We start from the raw sequence: 18,112 nt of genomic DNA on the forward strand, positions 1-18,112 counted from the left end.
ATACATCTGTTGAGGGCGACCGATACCCTGTCAAAGGCGCTGTTTCTGGAACTTTTCAAGGATCGGCGGCGACTCGCAGCTATTCGGGGCGGCGAACATGGGTGAACCCCTGCCCGGCCATCGCCGGACACATGATGGCGGATTGGCAAAAGCAACCGATAGCCAGCAGCGAGCCCCTCGCATGCAGCAAGAACGAGCCCAGGCCGAAAATGTCACGGTGACAATATTGTTCAAGCCGGGGGATTTTTTGGCGCTATACTTGGCGCATGGGAACAGGTTTGCCGCATAATGGTGCCACGCGACCGCATCCGACTGCGGCCCGGCGCCCCCGCGAGATTGCCCGTCACTGGCGGGCAGCTGACGGCATTGATTTGTTCGAAGCCGATTACAAGAATTTCACCTTTCCCAAGCACAGCCATGACTATTACGCGTTCGGCACCATCCTGAACGGGGCGGAACAGTTCATGACGCGCGGGACCAATTATGTCGCATCGCGCGGGCAACTTTTGATGATGAACCCGATGCAGGTCCATGATGGCGGCCCGGCATCCGATGACGGGTATCAGTATCAGATCATGTTCATCGCGCCCGAGATTTTCGGCGATCTGGTGCGTGAACTATCCCCGACCAATACCGGGCTTCCGTTTTTTGGAAATTGTGTGGTCGATGATCGGGAACTGCATCTGCAATTGCAGCAGCTTCATCGCATGTTCCGCCCGGATTTGTCGGCAACGACAAGCTTGCTCGAACGCGACAGCCAGCTTCTTTACAGTGCGGCACGCTTGGCCCTGCGCCATGCGGATGCGCCGCCCTTTGTCTATCGTCCGGGATCGGAAGACAAGCGCGTGCAGACCGTGATCGACTATATGGCGGCCCATCTTGATGAAAATATCGCGCTTGAAGATCTGGCAACCATCACCGGGCTGAGCCGGTTCCATCTGTTGCGCGTATTTCGCGAGGCAACCGGGCTTCCGCCCCATGCTTATTTCAATCACATGCGCTTGCGCCGGGCCAAACGCATGCTGTTTGACGGCGCCACAATCGCCGATGCGGCCGCGGCCACCGGCTTTGCCGATCAAAGTCACCTGAACCGGCATTTCAAAACCATGTGGGGCGTCAGTCCCGGCGCCTTTATCGCAAGCCTTGACCGCAAGGCCTGATCATCACGCCTGATCACAGATCATTTCAAGATGCCTTGATGATGCATCGCGGTTGATCGCGATCCCTGCCCCGATCAGTTTTCGTCGAGCAACCCGGCATAGCTTTCCGGGCGACGATCCGCGAGATAGGGGAATTCCGTGCGCGATTTTTTCAAGGCGTCAAAATCAAGATCGGCAAGGATCAGGCAATCTTCCCCGCCGGCGCGCGCAAGGTCGGACCAGGGGCTGCAAATCACGCTTTTGCCGACATAATCCAGATCGCCTTCCTGATCACAGCGATTGGCATAGGCCAGAAACATCTGACTTTCCATCGCACGGATCGGCACCATCATTTCGGCGACCCGGTCAAAGGGTGCCATCTGGGCGGTCGGCACCAGCAAAAGATCACATCCCTTAAGCGCGATGCTGCGCACCAGTTCGGGAAACTCGACGTCATAGCAAATCAGCATCGATACCTTGATGCCGTTCCAGTCCACCACCAGCGGCAGGTTGTTACCCGGTGCAAAGCAACTGCGATCAAGATCGCCAAACAGCTGGATTTTCCGATGCAGCAACCGGCGTTTACCGGTCTTGTCAAACAGCGCACAGGCATTGTAATTGCGCCCGTCATCGCCCAGTTCGCCAAAGCCGACAACAATGGCAATCCCGGTTTCGCGTGCCATCCGGCTTACCGCAGTAAGGCTGTCACCCGACAGCTTTTCAGATTCCGCAAGAATGGCGGCGCGCCCGATATTATAACCGGTCAGATACATCTCGGGTGCGATGATCAGATCAGCACCGGCATCGCGGGCCTCACGCGCGCGGCGCGCAAGGTTCGCGATCCGGGTCGGTTTATCAATGACTGCGTCCTGGCCGGACTGATAAACCGCGATTTTCATGACTTATCCCTCACCCTTGCGGCGTTTGATTGCATCGGTCACCAGACACAGTTCCTCAAACAGCACCTGGGCACCGACATGGGCGGTATTGGTGGTGGCATCATATTGCGGGGCGACCTCGACAATATCGGCACCAACAAAATCAAGCCCCTTGAGCCCGCGCAAAATCGCCAGTGCCTCGCGCGAGGTCAGACCACCGATTTCAGGCGTGCCTGTCCCCGGCGCAAAGGACGGATCAAGACAATCCACATCAAATGAAAGATAGACCGGGCCATCGCCAATCACTTCGCGTGCCTTGGCAATCACGGCATCAACACCCATTTTCGGGACTTCTTCGGCATGGATGACGGTCATGCCGCTGTCATAGGAAAATTCCCACAGATATTCCGCCCCGCCGCGAATGCCGATCTGGATGGTGCGTTCCGGATCAAGAACCCCGTCCATCACTGACTGGCGGAACGGGCCGCCATGATGGAACTTGGCCCCTTCATATTCGCCGCTGGTATCGCAATGGGCATCAAGATGGATCATGCCGACCGGGCGGTCCTTGCCAACAGCGCGCTGGATCGAATAGCTGATCGAATGATCACCACCAATGGCAATCGGGATCACCCCGGCATCAACGATTTTGGTGAAATAATCGACGATGTCTTCGTGACAGCTTTCAAGCGAGAAGCGGCTGCGGAACGGCACATCGCCGATATCGGCAACATTGCAATGGGCACCGGGCACCATGCGCAAAACATGTTCATACGGGCCAATGCGTTCGATGTTGCGCACTGCACGCGGACCAAGACGTGCGCCGGCCCGGTTCGTCACGCCCAAATCCATCGGCACCCCGACAAGGGCAACATCCAGACCATCAAAGTTGTTTTTTGCCGCATCGGGGGCAAAAGGCGCATCAAGGAAAGTCGGCACGCCGGCAAACGGCCATTTGCGTTCGCCGCTTGCGGAAAACTGGGTTTCGGCCACTTCCTTGAAGTGCGGATCGAACATGTCGCCGCCTTTGGCGTTGCCATATTTCTCGCGCAGTTTTGCGAGTTTTTCACTGTTCATGATGGTGGCCTCCTAGGGTCGGGTGGGACGTTTATTGTTGGGGATATGGCAGATCAAAATTTGCATCAGCCATCCTCGTCATGGCGCCAGGCGCCAAGCAATCGTGGCAAATCGCCAAACCGTGCAATCAGGCCGAACACAATCACCGCCACAGCCACAAACAGGACTGTCACGGACGCCATGGTCGGCGTATAGCCATATCGCAGGGAGTTGAAGATCTTGATCGGCAGGGTCTCGACCGTGAAGCCGACCGCCATATAGGCAACGATATATTCATTGAGCGACAGCACGAACGCAAAGGCCATGCCCGAAATGATATAGGGCAGGATCAAAGGCAGGATCACGGTGCGCAGAATGGTCTTGTCATCAGCGCCCATGGTGGCGGCTGCTTCGACCAGACTGTCATCAACGGCATCAAACCCGAGTGTGAGTGTGACAAGCGGCAAGGTGACAAAGAAAATGCCGTGACTGATCACCACCGTCCATGGCTGCCCATAGGCCCCGGCCGTGGTCCAGAAACTCAGGAACCCAAGCGCGGTTATGACCGGGGGCAAGATAAACGGTGCCAGTCCGAGCACCTGGACAATCCGCGCCCAGGGCGCATGAAACCGCCACAGGAACCATGCCAGCGGAAAAGCGACAATCACCGAAAGACACGATGCCCCGATCGCCACACCGACACTGTTAAACAGGGCCTGACGCCAACCGTCATCGGTGAAAATCTGGGCATACCAGTCCAGCGAGAAACCCTGTGGCGGGAAGGACAGCGATTTCTTTTCGTTGAATGACACCCCGGCAACCACGACAAGCGGCGCCGACAGAAAAAGCACAAGCGATCCAAGAAACAGGCGCAGGACAAATTTGTTGATCATGCCGCGTGCTCCTTTTTGCCATAGAGCAACGAAATCGCGACAAGTGACAAACTGACCAGTACCAGAAATACCGCCATTGCCGCTGCAAATGGCATGTTGGATTGATAGATCGCCTGATCCGTGATCAGAACCGACAATGTCCAGTGAGACGGTTTGCCCAGCAATTGCGGCAACAGATAGCAACCAAGCGCAAAGACAAACACCATGATCAGGGTGGAAACGATGCTGTTGCGAAGGGCTGGCACCACAACATTGGCAAAGCTGCGAACCGGTCCGGATCCCAGAGTCCGGGCGGCTTCGACCAGAGACGGGTCAAGACGCGACAGGGCGGGATACAGCACCAGCACGGTATAGGGGAATGTCTGATAGACCATACCGGTCATGACCGCGCCGAAACCGGGCGACAAGGACATCGGTTTGTCCATGATCCCCAGCGACACCAGAAGATTGGTGATCCCGGCCGTACGTGACAGCAAGGTCGACCAGCCAAAGCCGATCAGGACTTCTGACAGTGACAACACCGATAGAAGAAACACCAGCCAGACAACCTGTGCCTGGCGGCTCATACGGGTCAGGATATAGGTGAACGGGAAGGCCAGAACGACCGAAGCCACCGCCACCAGTGCCGCCAAACCAATCGAAAAGCCCAGAATTCCACCAAAGAACCCGGTCAGAAAGCGCGCATAGTTTTCAAAAACAAAGGCCGGTTCGTAAAACGCCCCCTGCACGCGCTGAAAGAATGAAATGGCAATCATGATCCCGAACGGGATCACAAAGAAAACCGTCAGCATTCCGGCCGGGAATGCGATGGTGGCGTAGTCGGCATATTTTTGCGGTTTAAGCTTCATGCGTCCCCCAACACCACACAGGCTTCCCGCGGGAAGGACACAGAAACCCGGTCACCTGCCGTAACGTCGGGGCGGTCTGACGGGGTGGTTATCGCGGTAATCTGTTGACCGGACACATCAAGATAGAATTCGATACTGGCACCAAGATCACGGATATAGGACACCGTTCCTGTCAAAATCCCCGGGGCATTTGCCCCGTCATCTTTCGCAAGGCGGATATTTTCCGGCCTGACTGAAATGGTCACATCCCCCGATGCCGGGACATCATCGGCCAGCAAGATACCACCGGCAACGGCAATCTGGTCCGCCCCGTTGACCCGCCCCGTAATCAGGTTGGTCATGCCGATAAAGTCGGCAACAAAGGCATCCTTGGGTTTTCGATAAATTTCGACCGGCGGGGCAACCTGATGAACCTTGCCCTGGGACATCACCACCACCAGATCGGCCATGGTCATGGCTTCGCGCTGGTCATGGGTCACGACAATGGTGGTAATTCCCAGCTTTTGCTGAAGCTGTTTGAGTTCGATCTGCATGCTTTCGCGCAATTTGGCATCCAGTGCCGAAAGCGGTTCATCAAGCAGGAAAAGCTTGGGTTCAAGTGCAAGCGCACGGGCAATCGCCACGCGCTGGCGCTGTCCGCCGGACAGTTTGGCGACCGGACGGTCAGCCATATCTGGCAATTGTACCAGTTCGAGAAGACGTTTGACCGCCTTGAAACAATCGGCCTTTGATCCGCCGCGAATACGCAACGGATAGGCGATATTTTCGCCCACCGTCAGATGCGGGAAAAGTGCCAGATTCTGAAACACCATGCCGAAGTCACGCTGATGGGTGGGAATGCGCGTGACATCGTTTCCTTCAAGCAAGATCCGGCCATGGGTCGGATCTTCGAGCCCGGCAATCATCCGCAGCAAGGTCGTCTTTCCACAGCCCGACGGCCCCAGAAGACACACAAATTTCCCGTTGGGGATCGTAAGGCTGGTTTCATGAACGGCGGTAAAGTCACCGAACTTCTTTTCGATGGAATCAAAGACCAGACCAGACATTGGGCATCCTGTTTATGACATTGGACAAGGCAACCAGGCAGCATGCCGTGGCCATGATCGATGACCGGCAGGGTGATTTGCACCCCGGGCATGCTGCCTGTCTGCAAGATCAGCTGTTAAAAGCCGGACCCTGATTGGCAATTAGCCAACAATCAGTTCGGTCCATTTCTGCGACAGCCAGTCGGCGCGCTGCTGATACATGTCATAACGCGGAATGATCGGTTCGATTTCCGAGGAAACCGATGCGAATTCGGCATCGGTCAGGCCGGTTTTGGCCCGCGGAATGGTCGGGGATGTGCCGACCTTGCGCGACAGCAATGCCTGGATTTCCGGCTGGCTCATGAAATCGATAAAGACATGGGCCAGATCGAGCTTTTCAGAAGCCTTGGAAACCGCCCAGCTGCCGGAATCGTTAATGCCGCCTTCTTTGGGGAAGGTCGAGCGCACCGGATAACCATCGGCCGCCGCAAGACCGGCAACATCGTGGTAATACTGGCCCATCGGGATTTCACCCGATTTGAGTGCCTGTTCGAACTGGGCTTCGTCACGATACCAAAGCTGCACGTTGTCTTTGAGTTCGGCCAGCTTGTCCATGACCTTGAGAATGCCTTCTTCGGTATCAAGGATTTCCTGACCACCGAAATAGGTTTTGGCCGTGACATCCAGCAGGAAGGAGTTGGTGACAAGCGCAAGAAGACCAAGCTGGCCTTCACGTTCGGGTTTCCAAAGTTCGGCCCAGCTGGTCGGTGCTTCGCCAATCACGTCAGAGTTGGAAACAAGGGTGATGTACCAGGTAACCGCACCAACCCCGCAAACACTGCCATCATCATATTTGTTGATAAAGGCCGGGATGACATTTGCAACATTGGGCATTTTGGCCGGATCAAGTTTCGCCCAGATGCCAGCGGCTGAACCGCGCAGCATGCTGACCTGTGAAATCATCGATACATCGGCAGGTGCCTGACCGGCGCGCGCTGCCTGTTCAAGCTGCACCAGCCATGCTTCGCCCGTCGGCTGGGCAATCGATTCGACAGCAATGCCGGTCGCCTTGGTGAATTCGGGGAAGATATGCTTGTCAAAGCTGTCTTTGAAATACCCGCCATAAGCCCCGATCTTGAGGCTTTTTTCCTGGGCTTTCAGAATGCCCGGAAAACCCGTGATACCCGCCATCGCAACCGCAGAACCGCCAGCAATCCCTGCCAGCACGGAACGGCGGCTGATACCCTTTTTCATGTCGTCCATGTGATCCACCTCTGATAATTGGCGGGTCTTGGCCCGCCTGTGTTTTTGTTTCTTGCCACCGCCTTTTCCCAGAACAGCGATGTCGTTTGCCTAGCAGATCAAATTGCGCGACCCGAAAAAATCACGTAATGCTGAAACTTACTTTGGGATTCTTCAAAGTAAGTCACGGGGGATGTGTCGGAATGGCGATGGAACAAACCGATCTCAAGCTTTTGCGTATTTTTCTGACCATCGTTGAAGCCGGCGGATTTGCAGCCGCACAAAGCGAACTCAATCTGTCGCTTTCGACCATTTCAAGTTATGTCACCGCCCTTGAAACAAGGCTTGGATTTAGCCTGTGCAAACGCGGGCGCAGCGGCTTTTCCCTGACCCGTGAAGGTCAGGTGGTATTCGAAGAAGCCCACCGCCTGTTCAAATCGGTATCGCATTATGAAACCAAGATGCGGTCGCTCCGCGACAAGCTTAATGGCACATTGACCATCGGTTTGACCGACAACACCATCACCGATCCAGGGGCGCGCCAGATTGAAAAAACCATCGCGCGTTTTGTCGAACAGGCCCCGGATGTAACGTTGAATGTTGTGACCTATCCGCCCAATGATTTGCTGCGCGAAGTCGTGACCGGCGCCATTCAGGTCGGTGTCTGTGCCTTTCCCAAAACGGTTCTGGGGTTAAGCTACATCTCGCTTTATCCGGAAATGCACCGGTTTTATTGCGGGGTGGATCACCCGCTTTATCATCAGCCCGACAGTGAAATCGATATTGACGAAATCCGGCGCTTCCGGATTGTCGGGCGCAAATTCTGGCTTGGCCGCGACCTCAAGGATTTTGCGATCGCCCGCCCGCACGCCACGGTTTCGGATATGGAGGCCGAGGCACGCCTGATTCTGTCGGGTGCGTTTCTGGGTTATTTGCCCGAACATTACGCCAAACAGTTCGTCGAAGCCGGACGGATGCGCCCCATCCGCCCCGATCAGTTCTTTGTCGAGGCAATGTTTCAGGCAAGCTTTGATTCCAACAAGCAGCTTGATCCGGTTGCCGAGCTGTTTCTTGACCTTCTGATCGAAGACTTTGGCGCAAAGCGGGTGTGAATTTCACATCACCGCCTGATCGGGCAATAGCAATATCGTCCAATACGCCCTGTCTGATCTGCCCGATAGTGGAGCCTGTAAGACTTGGCTCCTCGCCCACCAGCAAACCGGAACCGCCAGTCGCCCCCAAATGAACTGGCGCATAAAACAATAGGAAATGTCGGAAATGTCACGCCCCGGACCTGCCCAAATCGGGCATTTCGACCCTGATACCATCAGACGCGGCGCGATTGCGTGCCTGCCACTTTTGCCAAGCACCATTATCTTTGGCGCGGTGCTTGGCGTTCTTGCGTCCCAGCGCGGCTTGTCGCTGGGCGAACTTTTATTCATGAGCCTGACGGTCTTTGCCGGATCGGCCCAATTCGTGTCGGTTGATCTGTGGCGCGAAACCATTCCGGCCGCCACCATCATCATCGCAACAGCGGTGATCAATATGCGCTATATCCTGATCGGTGCGTCGCTTCGTCCGGTATTTCGCGGCCGTCCGCTTTGGGTCAAGATTTGCGGCATGCATATGGTGGCCGATGAAAACTGGGCGGTGACCATGACCCAGCCAAACCTTGCCAATCCGGGCTTTCTGCTGGGTGGCGGGATCTTTCTTGGTGTGGTCTGGGCCACGGGCAATATTGCCGGTTACCTGCTGGGCGGGGGCATTCCCGACCCGGAAGTCTATGCGCTTGATTTCGCCTTTACCGCGGTTTTTGCCGCCCTGACCATTGGCATGTGGAAGGGCAAGGTTGACCTTTTGCCATGGGTGGCCGCCGCGATCGGATCGATCATCGGGCATTATACCCTGCCCGGCACCTGGTCGATCCTGGCCGGTGCAGGGGCCGGTGTTGTCACCGCTGCCCTGACATGGCGCCCGGATATGGATGATGACAGTCTTGAGGCCGAATTTGCCGTGGAAGGCCGCGATGCCTATGGCGCCCCCGAAGGCACCGTCAACACCGGCAAAACAGCGACCCTCAGCCCGGAGGCCGGCAAATGACCCAGTTCCCTGATCTGACGACTTTCAGCCTTGAAGCCGTTTTGACCATCCTTGGCATGGCGGCTGTAACATATGGCATGCGTCTGGGCGGGCTTTTGATGGCCGATCGGTTGCCGCAACACGGCCGCTGGGCGCATGTGCTTGAACGCCTTCCCGGTGCGGTTCTGATTTCGGTCTGGGTGCCCAGTGCGCTTTCAGCCGGGGCCATCGGCATTGCCGGTGCGGCAGCAACAGTCGTTACCATGGCGTTTGCACGTAACCTGTTTGCGGCAATGGCCGTGGGGATGGTTCTGGTGGGTATTGGCCGATATCTCTTCGGCTAGCTACCCCATCCGTTACGCAGGCTGTTTGGCCAACCGGTTGAGTTTGAGGATAGAGAATATCTTTTCAAACAACTGGTTGGCCGCCTTGCGGATGGTTCGATTTTCAAAGGCGAAATACAGCCCCACCGACAAAGCAAGCGTTCCGGCCACAGCACAGGCCACGGCCAGCGCATCGCCAAACCTGGCATCGGTCGCGGCACGAATGATCACCAGGCCGATATTCTGATGCAGCAGATACCAACTATAAGAAATCAGGCCGACCGGCCAAAAAATACTCAGTATCGGCAAGCGCCGCGTGGCGATCACAACAACACCAACCAAAAGAGTCACAGCAGCATAGGGCACCACTGCGTCATAGGCCCCGGTCGTAAAACTTGCGAGATACGCCAGAATAGCAAGCAGGTAATAAGGACGCTGCTGCGCGTCTAAATCCCGGGTATGAGCGAAAAACAGAGCCGCACCGATCAGGAACAGGATGATATGTTCCGGTCGAATGATCCGGTCGAAATGATCAATCCCGACCAACCGCAATCCAAGCCCGATCACAAACAAGCCAACCATTCCGCCCAGAATAATCGACGGGCGGCGGCTGATGCTCAGCAGGAAGCCATAGATAAAGTAGAATTTAAGCTCGACGATCAGGCTCCAATACACGCCATCGACTGGTGGCATGATGGCGGCATTGAGGAAAAGAAGGTTTCCCAGCGCCTGAACAATCGTCACTTCTTTGCCCGGCAGGCCAAAATAGCTGACCAGCGCAAAGGTCAGAACCACGCCCGCAGCATAGGCCGGATAAATCCGTCCGAAACGCCGCCCCCAGAATGTTGCAAGTGATCCCGTCCGTTCCGCCGTCATGGCAATGCAATAGCCACTGATGACAAAGAAAAGATCAACACCAAGCCAGCCAAATTCAAACATCGGCGCAAATGAAAGCCCGGTGTAATCGTTGGGCCAGCGGCCAAGGTAATGGAATGCAACCACCATCAAAACAGCGATGGCGCGCAATCCATCGATTGCCGCCATCCTGCTTTGCTGTGTCTGTGCCGGCATGTTCATGCCTAGGCAGCAACCATGTTTTGTTCGCGGGTGGACTCGAACTTGAGGTTCGGCCAGTCGCGTTGCGTGGTTTCAAGGTGCCAGGCGTTACGCGCGATAAAGACCAGTGTGTCGTCATGGTCTTCAAACAGTGCCGACTGGTTTGAATCGCGGAACTTCTTGATCTCAAGCGGGTCATCGCCCATGACCCAGCGCGCCGCATAGGCCGGGGTCTGTTCGAAATGGACCTTGATGCCATATTCAGCCGCGATGCGTTCCTTGAGAACTTCGAACTGAAGCTGCCCGACCACACCAACGATCCAGTCCGCCCCCATCATCGGTTTAAAGACCTGGGATGCGCCTTCTTCGGCAAGCTGTTCAAGGGCACGCTGAAGGTGCTTGCCCTTAAGCGGGTCATCAAGACGGACTTTCTGCAGCAATTCCGGGGCAAAGGCCGGAACACCACGGAAGCGAAGGTCTTCGCCCTCGGTCAGGGTATCCCCAATACGAAGCGTGCCGTGGTTCGGAATGCCGATAATGTCGCCCGGCCATGCTTCTTCGGCAATGTCACGTTCATTGGCAAAGAACAGCATCGGGTTATGCACCGCCATCTGTTTGCCTGCACGGACATGTTTAAGCTTCATGCCGCGTTTGAAATGGCCCGAACACAGACGGATGAATGCAATACGGTCACGGTGGTTCGGGTCAATATTTGCCTGAACCTTGAACACAAAGCCAGCGACCTTGGGTTCGACTGCTTCGACCAGACGGGTTGCGGCTTCTTGCGGGCGCGGTGTCGGGGCGATATCGCCAATACCGCGCAACAATTCACGCACGCCAAAGTTATTGACTGCCGACCCGAAGAAGACCGGGGTCAGATGCCCTTCGCGATAGCTTTGCAAATCAAATGGCGGGCAGATTTCGCGCACCATTTCGACTTCTTCGCGCAGCTTCTCCAGAAGATAATCCGGGATCAGTTCATCAAGCTTGGGATCATCAAGGCCTTTGATCGGGATGGCTTCCTTGACGACATTGCCGCCTTTTTCCATGAACAGAAGCTGATCATTGACCACATCGTAACAGCCATGGAAATCACGGCCCGACCCGATCGGCCATGTTACCGGTGATACATCAAGGGCCAGGTCCTGTTCGATCTGATCGATCAGTTCGAACGGATCACGGGATTCACGGTCAAGCTTGTTGACGAATGTGGTGATCGGCACGTCACGCAGACGGCAGACTTCAAACAGTTTGCGGGTCTGGGCCTCGATGCCCTTGGCACCGTCAATCACCATGACGGCGGAATCAACTGCGGTCAGCACGCGATAGGTATCTTCGGAAAAGTCTTCGTGGCCCGGCGTATCAAGCAGGTTGAAGATGTTCTTTTCAAACTCGAAGGTCATCACAGCCGAAGACACGGAAATGCCGCGGTCCTGTTCGATCTTCATGAAGTCCGAACGTGCGCCGCGCTGTTCCTTTTTTGCCTTCACCGCACCCGCCATCTGAATGGCACCCCCGAACAGCAGCAGCTTTTCGGTCAGGGTCGTTTTACCCGCATCCGGGTGGGCAATGATGGCGAAGGTACGGCGACGCGATACCTGCTGGTCAATCATCGACATGGTTATCAACTTTAATCCGATATGAATTTCTTGGCGCGCAATGTAGCGATTTTTACGCTCAATGCCACCGTGAAATCGTCATATCGGGCATGTAGGGCTGCAATCAGCCCAGCCAAATCTGCGAAATCACCCCGATTGCGAACGATCCGACCAGCGCATAGGCCAGATACAGGACAAAGACAGGCTTTTTCACCAAGGCAAACACCGCAATCGCCGCCGGAATTGATGACACGCCGCCCGCGACCAGAAACGCCATCGCCGCCCCCGGTTGCATGCCCTGGGCAATCAGGCCCTGCATCACCGGAAGGGCGGCATAACCGTTCAAATAGGCCGGAACACCAACAAGGGTGGCAATGGCAATCGGACCAACGCCATCCCCGCCAAGCAGGCCGCTGACACTTTCGGCCGGGACATAGGACACCATCATGCTTTCGAGCAAAAAGGCAAAAGCCATCCATTTGCCAAGGAAGATCATGTTTGAAAGCGCCGATTTGCGGAACCTGGTCACCCGGTCGCCATCCTGCCAGAATTTCCAGACGACATCCTTGGGCGCGCGCACCTTGGCCCCGCCGCATCCGCCATTGCCAACCCCGTCTCGCAGCGGATCAGTGAGGAACCCACGCCCCACCAGCCACATCGTGACAAAGCCACCCATCAGACCAAGCGCGATGGCAGCAATCATTTTGATCACCGCAAAATCGGTTCCCAAGGTGCCTGCTGTCAAAACAAACATTGCCGGATCAATCACCGGCGATGCCAGCCAGAATGCCATAACCGGGGCAAGCGGAACCCCCATGGCCAGCAGGGCCGCAATCAGCGGAATAACCCCGCAGGAACAGAACGGTGACAAGGCCCCGAATGCGGCAGCGGTAAAGACCATGCGCACCGGATGCCCGGCAAAGGCCCGCGAGATCAGGTTATCCGCCCCGCTTGCCGTGGCATAGGCGGCAATCGCGATCGACAGCAACAAATAGGGCGCGGTTCCGATAAAGGCATCAAGGGTGAATTCAATGCTTGGCACCAGTTGCGCAGGATCGAACAGATAGACCGCCAGCAAAATCGCCAATCCCGCCAACAGAACGCGGTCAAAATGACGGACTGAAACGCCGATGCAGCGGAGTTGGATTGTCAGGGCAGTCATATCCATATCCCTAGAAAATTAGTTATATTTTCCCAAACAAAAGACCCGCTTATGCAAGGGCCTTGGAATCCTTGTTACTTGTGGCATCGGTTTCGGTAGTGGAACCGCCTGATGACAGGGGTGAAAGATCAACACCGCTGCAACATTCATCGGCAATGAAGCCGACGATATTCTGCATCACATCAAAATCCGCCCGGTTGCGGGTTTCACGGCCCTGTTTTTCCTGGGTGACAAGACCGGCCTGAACCAGCGTGCCAAGATGATGCGCCAGGGTCGATGCCGGCAATCCAAGCAAACGGCCAATATCACCGATATTCAACCCATCGCGTCCGGCCTTGACCAGTTGGCGATAGATTTTCAATCGGGCTTCATGACCCAGTGCCGCAAAGGCAGGTGCAATGTCTTTTTCTTTCATGTCGCAATCATAACTATATTTCTAGTTATTTAAACATATTTTTGCGCTGAGAATAAGGCATTGATACTAAAACATAAAAATCGATCTTTGGCCTAAACCAGCATCATGACACGCAATTGTCACTTGCCAATTGATCAATATGTCGATAATTCCAGACATATGGACACAAATAACGCAATTACCGCCCTGGCCGCATTGGCACAGGAACACAGACTGGCTGCTTTTCGCTTGCTGGCCGCGACCGGTGAAACCGGCATGGCCGCCGGGGAACTGGCACGCCAGATCGGCATCCCGCACAACACAATGTCATCGCATCTGGCAACATTGAGCAATGCGGGACTGATCACCGCCACGCGTGATGGCCGATCAATGATTTATCGCATTGTGCCCGTCGCCATGCGGGCATTGCTGGGATTTCTGACCGATGATTGCTGTCAGGGGCGCCCGGAGCTTTGCGGGCTGGCACCGGTGACGGCACCAAAGACAGAATGCTGTTAATTCAATCTGCCTTTCAGGGGACAAACACATGTCTGGTGGAACCTATAACGTGCTTTTTCTGTGCCGGGCCAATTCGGCGCGCAGCATCCTGGCCGAAGCCATCCTGAAAAAGGAAGGTCACGATCATTTCTTTGGCTTTAGCGCGGGGTCCTATCCACGGGGCGAAATTCACCCCTATGCGCAGGAGCTTCTGAGCAGCCTTGGGCACGATATCAGCAGCTTTTCCTCAAAGGGGATGGAAGTTTATTCCGAGCAGGACGAAATCAAATTTGATTTCGTTTTCACCGTTTGCGACGCCACCGCCAATGAAGATTGCCCGATCTTCCCCGGATCCCCGATGACCGCCCATTGGGGTGTGCCCGACCCGGCCGGGATTGAGGGTAGCGAAGCCGAGAAACGGCTGGCCTTTGCCGATACCTATCGGATGTTGCGCAACCGGATTTCGATTTTCACAAGCCTGCCTTTTGCGTCACTTGATCGCCTGTCGCTGCAAAAGGAAATCGACAGGATCGGCCATATTTCAGACCGCGAGGATGCATGACACAGAAAAAGGACACCGTCGCCATGGGATTGTTTGAACGCTACCTTACGGTTTGGGTTGCGGTCAGCATCGTGGCCGGCATTGTGCTTGGCGAACTGTTTCCGGCCCTGTTTCAGGCGATCGGCAATCTGACGGCCTATGAGATCAATTTGCCGGTGACGGTTCTGATCTGGTTGATGATCGTGCCGATGCTGATGAAGGTCGATTTTGGCGCCTTGCACGAAGTCGGTCGGCAATGGCGCGGCATTGGCGTGACGCTTGGCGTGAACTGGCTGATCAAACCGTTCACCATGGCAGCACTTGGCTGGCTGTTTATCGGGTTTCTGTTTCGCCCGCTTTTGCCCGAGGCCCAGATTGAAAGCTATATCGCGGGCCTGATCCTTTTGGGGGCAGCACCGTGCACGGCGATGGTGTTTGTCTGGTCGCACCTGACCAAGGGGGATGCCAATTTCACCCTGACGCAGGTGGCCCTTAACGACACCATCATGATTTTCGCCTTTGCCCCGATTGTTGCGCTGTTGCTTGGTATTTCGGCGATTAGCATTCCATGGGAAACCCTGACCATTTCAGTCGTCGCCTTTATCGTCATCCCGGTGATGGCCGGTCAGGTGATCCGAAGCCGGGTAATGAAGGGCGGCATGGATCATTTCAATGCATTTGATGCCCGGCTCAAACCGGTTTCGATGATTGCGCTGCTGACAACACTGGTCTTGCTGTTTGCCTTTCAGGGGCAACAGATCATTGCCCAGCCGATCATCATCGCGCTTCTGGCCGTGCCGATCATTTTGCAGACCTATTTCATTGCTGCCATCGCCTATGTCGCCAACAAGTTTCTGGGGGTGGAGCACAGGATTGCCGCACCCTCGGCAATGATCGGTGCATCAAACTTCTTTGAACTGGCGGTCGCCACCGCCATTGGCCTGTTCGGCTTTTCATCGGGGGCGGCATTGGCGACCGTGGTCGGCGTTCTGGTCGAAGTCCCGGTGATGTTGTCGCTGGTTGCCATTGCCAACCGGTCACGTGGCTGGTTCGCATCAAACACCGCCCCGCAAAACAAGTAATCAACGCATTCAGGTTATCGAGATGAGCAAGAAAATACGCATCGGCATCAACGGTTTCGGCCGCATGGGGCGGCTGGTTTTACGGGCGGGCTGGGGCCACCCGAACCTTGAATTTGTTCATATCAATGAAATCCGGGGCGGGGCCAAAACCGCGGCCCATCTTCTGGAATTTGATTCGGTTCACGGCCGCTGGTCCAACCGGGTTGATTGCATCAATGACCAGGTGGTGATTGATCAGACCCACAAGATTTCGTTTTCCGAAAACGCCACACCGGCCGACACCGACTGGATCGGCATGGGGTGCGACATCGTTCTGGAATGCACCGGCAAATTCAAAACGCCCGAAACGCTTCAGCCCTATTTTGATCAGGGTGTGAAAAAGGTCATCGTCGCAGCCCCAGTCAAGGAAGGTGCGCTTAATATCGTCTATGGGGTCAATGATGATCTTTACGATCCGGCGACACATCATCTTTTGACAGCGGCAAGCTGCACCACCAATTGTCTGGCCCCGGTGGTCAAGGTCATGCACGAACAACTTGGCATCAAGCATGGTTCGATCACCACCATCCATGATGTGACCAACACCCAGACGATTGTCGATCTTCCGCATAATGACCTGCGCCGGGCGCGGTCGTGTCTGCAATCATTGATCCCGACCAGCACCGGCTCCGCCACCGCGATCACGATGATTTATCCGGAATTGGCAGGCAAATTGAACGGGATCGCCGTGCGTGTGCCGCTTCTGAACGCATCGCTGACCGATTGCGTGTTTGAAGTGGCGCGCGATACCGATGTTGAAACGGTCAATCGCCTGATGCGCGAGGCATCGGAAACCTATCTTGCCGGTATTCTGGGCTATGAAGACCGCCCGCTGGTCAGTGTCGATTACCTTAATGACAGCCGGTCTTCGATCATTGATGCCGGATCGACCATGGTGATCGACAAGCGACAGGTCAAAATACTGGCCTGGTATGACAATGAATGGGGCTATGTCTGTCGTATGGCGGATCTGGCTGCCAAAGTCGCGCAATCGCTTTAGGAATGCCGATCATGTCATCTGCCATTCGCAATTATGCACTTGTGACCGGGGCCTATTGGGGCTTCACCCTGACTGACGGGGCGTTGCGGATGCTGGTGCTGTTGCATTTCCATGCCCTTGGCTATTCGGCATTTGAAATTGCCCTTCTGTTCATCCTCTATGAAGTGGCGGGGATTGTAACCAATCTGGTTGGCGGATGGCTGGCACAAACACGCGGGCTGCGCTTTACCCTTTATAGCGGATTGATCCTTCAGATCGCATCGCTTGCCGCACTTTCGCAAACACAGGCCGATTGGGCACCGGCCATTTCGGTTATCTATGTCATGGGACTTCAGGCCGCATCGGGTGTGGCCAAGGACCTGACCAAGATGTCGAGCAAATCGGCAATCAAGGTTCTGGTGCCCGCAGATGCCGGGGGCGCGCTTTTCAAATGGGTTGCCCTTTTGACCGGCTCGAAAAACGCCCTTAAAGGGGTCGGCTTTTTCATGGGCGGTGCGCTTTTGTCCTGGCTTGGATTTTCCGGGGCATTGCTTGCCATGGCTGTCGGTCTTGCCATCACGCTGATCGCGGTTGCACTGTCACTGGGCAATGCCATGTCCGGACCGTCAGAAAAGATCAAACCCAAATTCCGGGACGTGTTTTCGCGTGACCGCAAGATCAATGTCTTGTCGGCAGCCCGGCTTTTCCTGTTCGGGTCGCGTGATATCTGGTTTGTGGTCGGACTGCCGGTGTTTTTGGCAGCCGAACTGGGCTGGAACCATATCGAGGTAGGCACCTATATGGCGCTTTGGGTGATCGGATACGGCTTCATTCAGGCCTTCGCGCCCAAAATGCTGCGCGCCGGATCACACGAACCCGATGGCCGCACCGCCCGGTTCTGGATCGCAGCCTTGATCGCGGTGACCACTGCCATTGCCGCGGCCGTCACACAGGGGATTGCGCCGCAACTTGCAGTTCTGGGCGGGCTTTTGGTGTTCGGGATTGTCTTTGCCGTGAACTCGTCACTGCATTCCTATTTGATCCTTGCCTATGCCGACGGCGACAAGGTCGCGATGAATGTCGGGTTTTATTACATGTCCAATGCCATCGGGAGGCTTTGCGGGACCATTCTGTCGGGCGTTGCCTATTCCTATGGCGGGCTGGTCGGATGTCTTGTGACGTCGATCGCGTTTTTGACCATCAGCTGGATCATCAGTGCCGCCCTTCCGGCAAGAAGCGCCATCACACCGCAGAGTTGAACAAAAAAGTTCTTTCGCAGA

19 protein-coding genes are annotated in these 18,112 nt (G+C 55.6%); 9 read left to right on the forward strand and 10 right to left on the reverse strand.

Annotated features, from left to right (window positions below; translation table 11 throughout):
- The first annotated feature begins 266 nt into the window (after positions 1 to 266).
- Positions 267 to 1,160, forward strand: coding sequence for an AraC family transcriptional regulator (locus SIB88_RS20225; RefSeq protein WP_289078577.1), 894 nt, complete (start codon positions 267 to 269; stop codon positions 1,158 to 1,160).
- Between the two features lie 74 nt (positions 1,161 to 1,234).
- Here SIB88_RS20225 and SIB88_RS20230 read toward each other — a convergent pair whose 3' ends face one another.
- The 6 genes from SIB88_RS20230 to SIB88_RS20255 form a co-directional block, all read right to left on the reverse strand.
- Positions 1,235 to 2,038, reverse strand: coding sequence for a carbon-nitrogen hydrolase family protein (locus SIB88_RS20230; RefSeq protein WP_101247265.1), 804 nt, complete (start codon positions 2,036 to 2,038; stop codon positions 1,235 to 1,237).
- 3 nt (positions 2,039 to 2,041) lie between these two features.
- Positions 2,042 to 3,094 (reverse strand): agmatinase, encoded by a 1,053-nt coding sequence (gene speB, locus SIB88_RS20235; protein ID WP_101247266.1) that lies wholly within the window; start codon positions 3,092 to 3,094, stop codon positions 2,042 to 2,044.
- 65 nt (positions 3,095 to 3,159) lie between these two features.
- Entirely contained in the window at positions 3,160 to 3,966 is an 807-nt protein-coding gene (locus SIB88_RS20240; RefSeq protein WP_068519881.1) for an ABC transporter permease, read from the reverse strand.
- A complete protein-coding gene (locus SIB88_RS20245; protein ID WP_412558929.1) occupies positions 3,963 to 4,814 on the reverse strand; it encodes an ABC transporter permease in 852 nt (283 codons plus the stop codon). Before SIB88_RS20245 ends, SIB88_RS20240 begins: the two co-directional genes overlap by 4 nt.
- Entirely contained in the window at positions 4,811 to 5,860 is a 1,050-nt protein-coding gene (locus tag SIB88_RS20250; protein WP_412558930.1) for an ABC transporter ATP-binding protein, read from the reverse strand. The genes SIB88_RS20245 and SIB88_RS20250 overlap by 4 nt, the downstream gene beginning before the upstream one ends.
- A gap of 141 nt (positions 5,861 to 6,001) precedes the next feature.
- The gene (locus SIB88_RS20255; protein ID WP_101247269.1) at positions 6,002 to 7,102 is read right to left on the reverse strand and encodes an ABC transporter substrate-binding protein; all 1,101 of its coding nucleotides are present in this window, start codon (positions 7,100 to 7,102) and stop codon (positions 6,002 to 6,004) included.
- 182 nt (positions 7,103 to 7,284) lie between these two features.
- On the opposite strand from SIB88_RS20255, the gene SIB88_RS20260 reads away from it, so the two are divergent.
- From SIB88_RS20260 to SIB88_RS20270, 3 genes are all read left to right on the forward strand, one after another.
- Complete coding sequence (locus SIB88_RS20260) at positions 7,285 to 8,193, forward strand: LysR family transcriptional regulator (RefSeq protein ID WP_068519885.1); 909 nt, start codon at positions 7,285 to 7,287, stop codon at positions 8,191 to 8,193.
- Positions 8,194 to 8,359: 166 nt separating this feature from the next.
- Positions 8,360 to 9,181, forward strand: coding sequence for an AzlC family ABC transporter permease (locus tag SIB88_RS20265; protein WP_412558931.1), 822 nt, complete (start codon positions 8,360 to 8,362; stop codon positions 9,179 to 9,181).
- A complete protein-coding gene (locus SIB88_RS20270) occupies positions 9,178 to 9,504 on the forward strand; it encodes an AzlD family protein (RefSeq protein ID WP_412558932.1) in 327 nt (108 codons plus the stop codon). Before SIB88_RS20265 ends, SIB88_RS20270 begins: the two co-directional genes overlap by 4 nt.
- 12 nt (positions 9,505 to 9,516) lie before the next feature.
- On the opposite strand, the gene SIB88_RS20275 is transcribed toward SIB88_RS20270, so the two are convergent.
- From SIB88_RS20275 to SIB88_RS20290, 4 genes are all read right to left on the reverse strand, one after another.
- Positions 9,517 to 10,527: an acyltransferase family protein gene (locus tag SIB88_RS20275; RefSeq protein WP_412558933.1), complete on the reverse strand. Its 1,011-nt coding sequence runs from the start codon at positions 10,525 to 10,527 to the stop codon at positions 9,517 to 9,519.
- A gap of 35 nt (positions 10,528 to 10,562) precedes the next feature.
- Complete coding sequence (locus SIB88_RS20280; protein WP_068519888.1) at positions 10,563 to 12,158, reverse strand: peptide chain release factor 3; 1,596 nt, start codon at positions 12,156 to 12,158, stop codon at positions 10,563 to 10,565.
- Between the two features lie 103 nt (positions 12,159 to 12,261).
- Entirely contained in the window at positions 12,262 to 13,299 is a 1,038-nt protein-coding gene (locus SIB88_RS20285) for a permease (protein WP_412558934.1), read from the reverse strand.
- Positions 13,300 to 13,348: 49 nt separating this feature from the next.
- On the reverse strand, positions 13,349 to 13,714 hold the full coding sequence (locus SIB88_RS20290) for an ArsR/SmtB family transcription factor (protein ID WP_068519889.1): 366 nt from the start codon (positions 13,712 to 13,714) through the stop codon (positions 13,349 to 13,351).
- Positions 13,715 to 13,873: 159 nt separating this feature from the next.
- Between SIB88_RS20290 and SIB88_RS20295 the strand changes: the two genes are divergently transcribed.
- Genes SIB88_RS20295 through arsJ form a run of 5 tightly spaced genes read left to right on the forward strand, consistent with a single transcriptional unit; the run spans position 13,874 to position 18,091 of the window.
- Positions 13,874 to 14,212 carry an ArsR/SmtB family transcription factor gene (locus tag SIB88_RS20295; protein ID WP_412558935.1) on the forward strand — a complete coding sequence of 113 codons (339 nt, stop codon included), beginning with the start codon at positions 13,874 to 13,876 and terminating at the stop codon, positions 14,210 to 14,212.
- 28 nt (positions 14,213 to 14,240) lie between these two features.
- Entirely contained in the window at positions 14,241 to 14,753 is a 513-nt protein-coding gene (locus SIB88_RS20300; RefSeq protein ID WP_412558936.1) for an arsenate reductase ArsC, read from the forward strand.
- A gap of 23 nt (positions 14,754 to 14,776) precedes the next feature.
- Positions 14,777 to 15,814: an ACR3 family arsenite efflux transporter gene (arsB, locus tag SIB88_RS20305; RefSeq protein WP_412559388.1), complete on the forward strand. Its 1,038-nt coding sequence runs from the start codon at positions 14,777 to 14,779 to the stop codon at positions 15,812 to 15,814.
- Between the two features lie 22 nt (positions 15,815 to 15,836).
- A complete protein-coding gene (locus SIB88_RS20310) occupies positions 15,837 to 16,853 on the forward strand; it encodes an ArsJ-associated glyceraldehyde-3-phosphate dehydrogenase (RefSeq protein ID WP_412558937.1) in 1,017 nt (338 codons plus the stop codon).
- A gap of 11 nt (positions 16,854 to 16,864) precedes the next feature.
- On the forward strand, positions 16,865 to 18,091 hold the full coding sequence (arsJ, locus tag SIB88_RS20315) for an organoarsenical effux MFS transporter ArsJ (RefSeq protein ID WP_258548190.1): 1,227 nt from the start codon (positions 16,865 to 16,867) through the stop codon (positions 18,089 to 18,091).
- Positions 18,092 to 18,112: the final 21 nt, after the last annotated feature.

Source organism: Thalassospira sp. MIT121401, from assembly GCF_047125595.1.
Lineage (GTDB): Bacteria > Pseudomonadota > Alphaproteobacteria > Rhodospirillales > Thalassospiraceae > Thalassospira > Thalassospira povalilytica.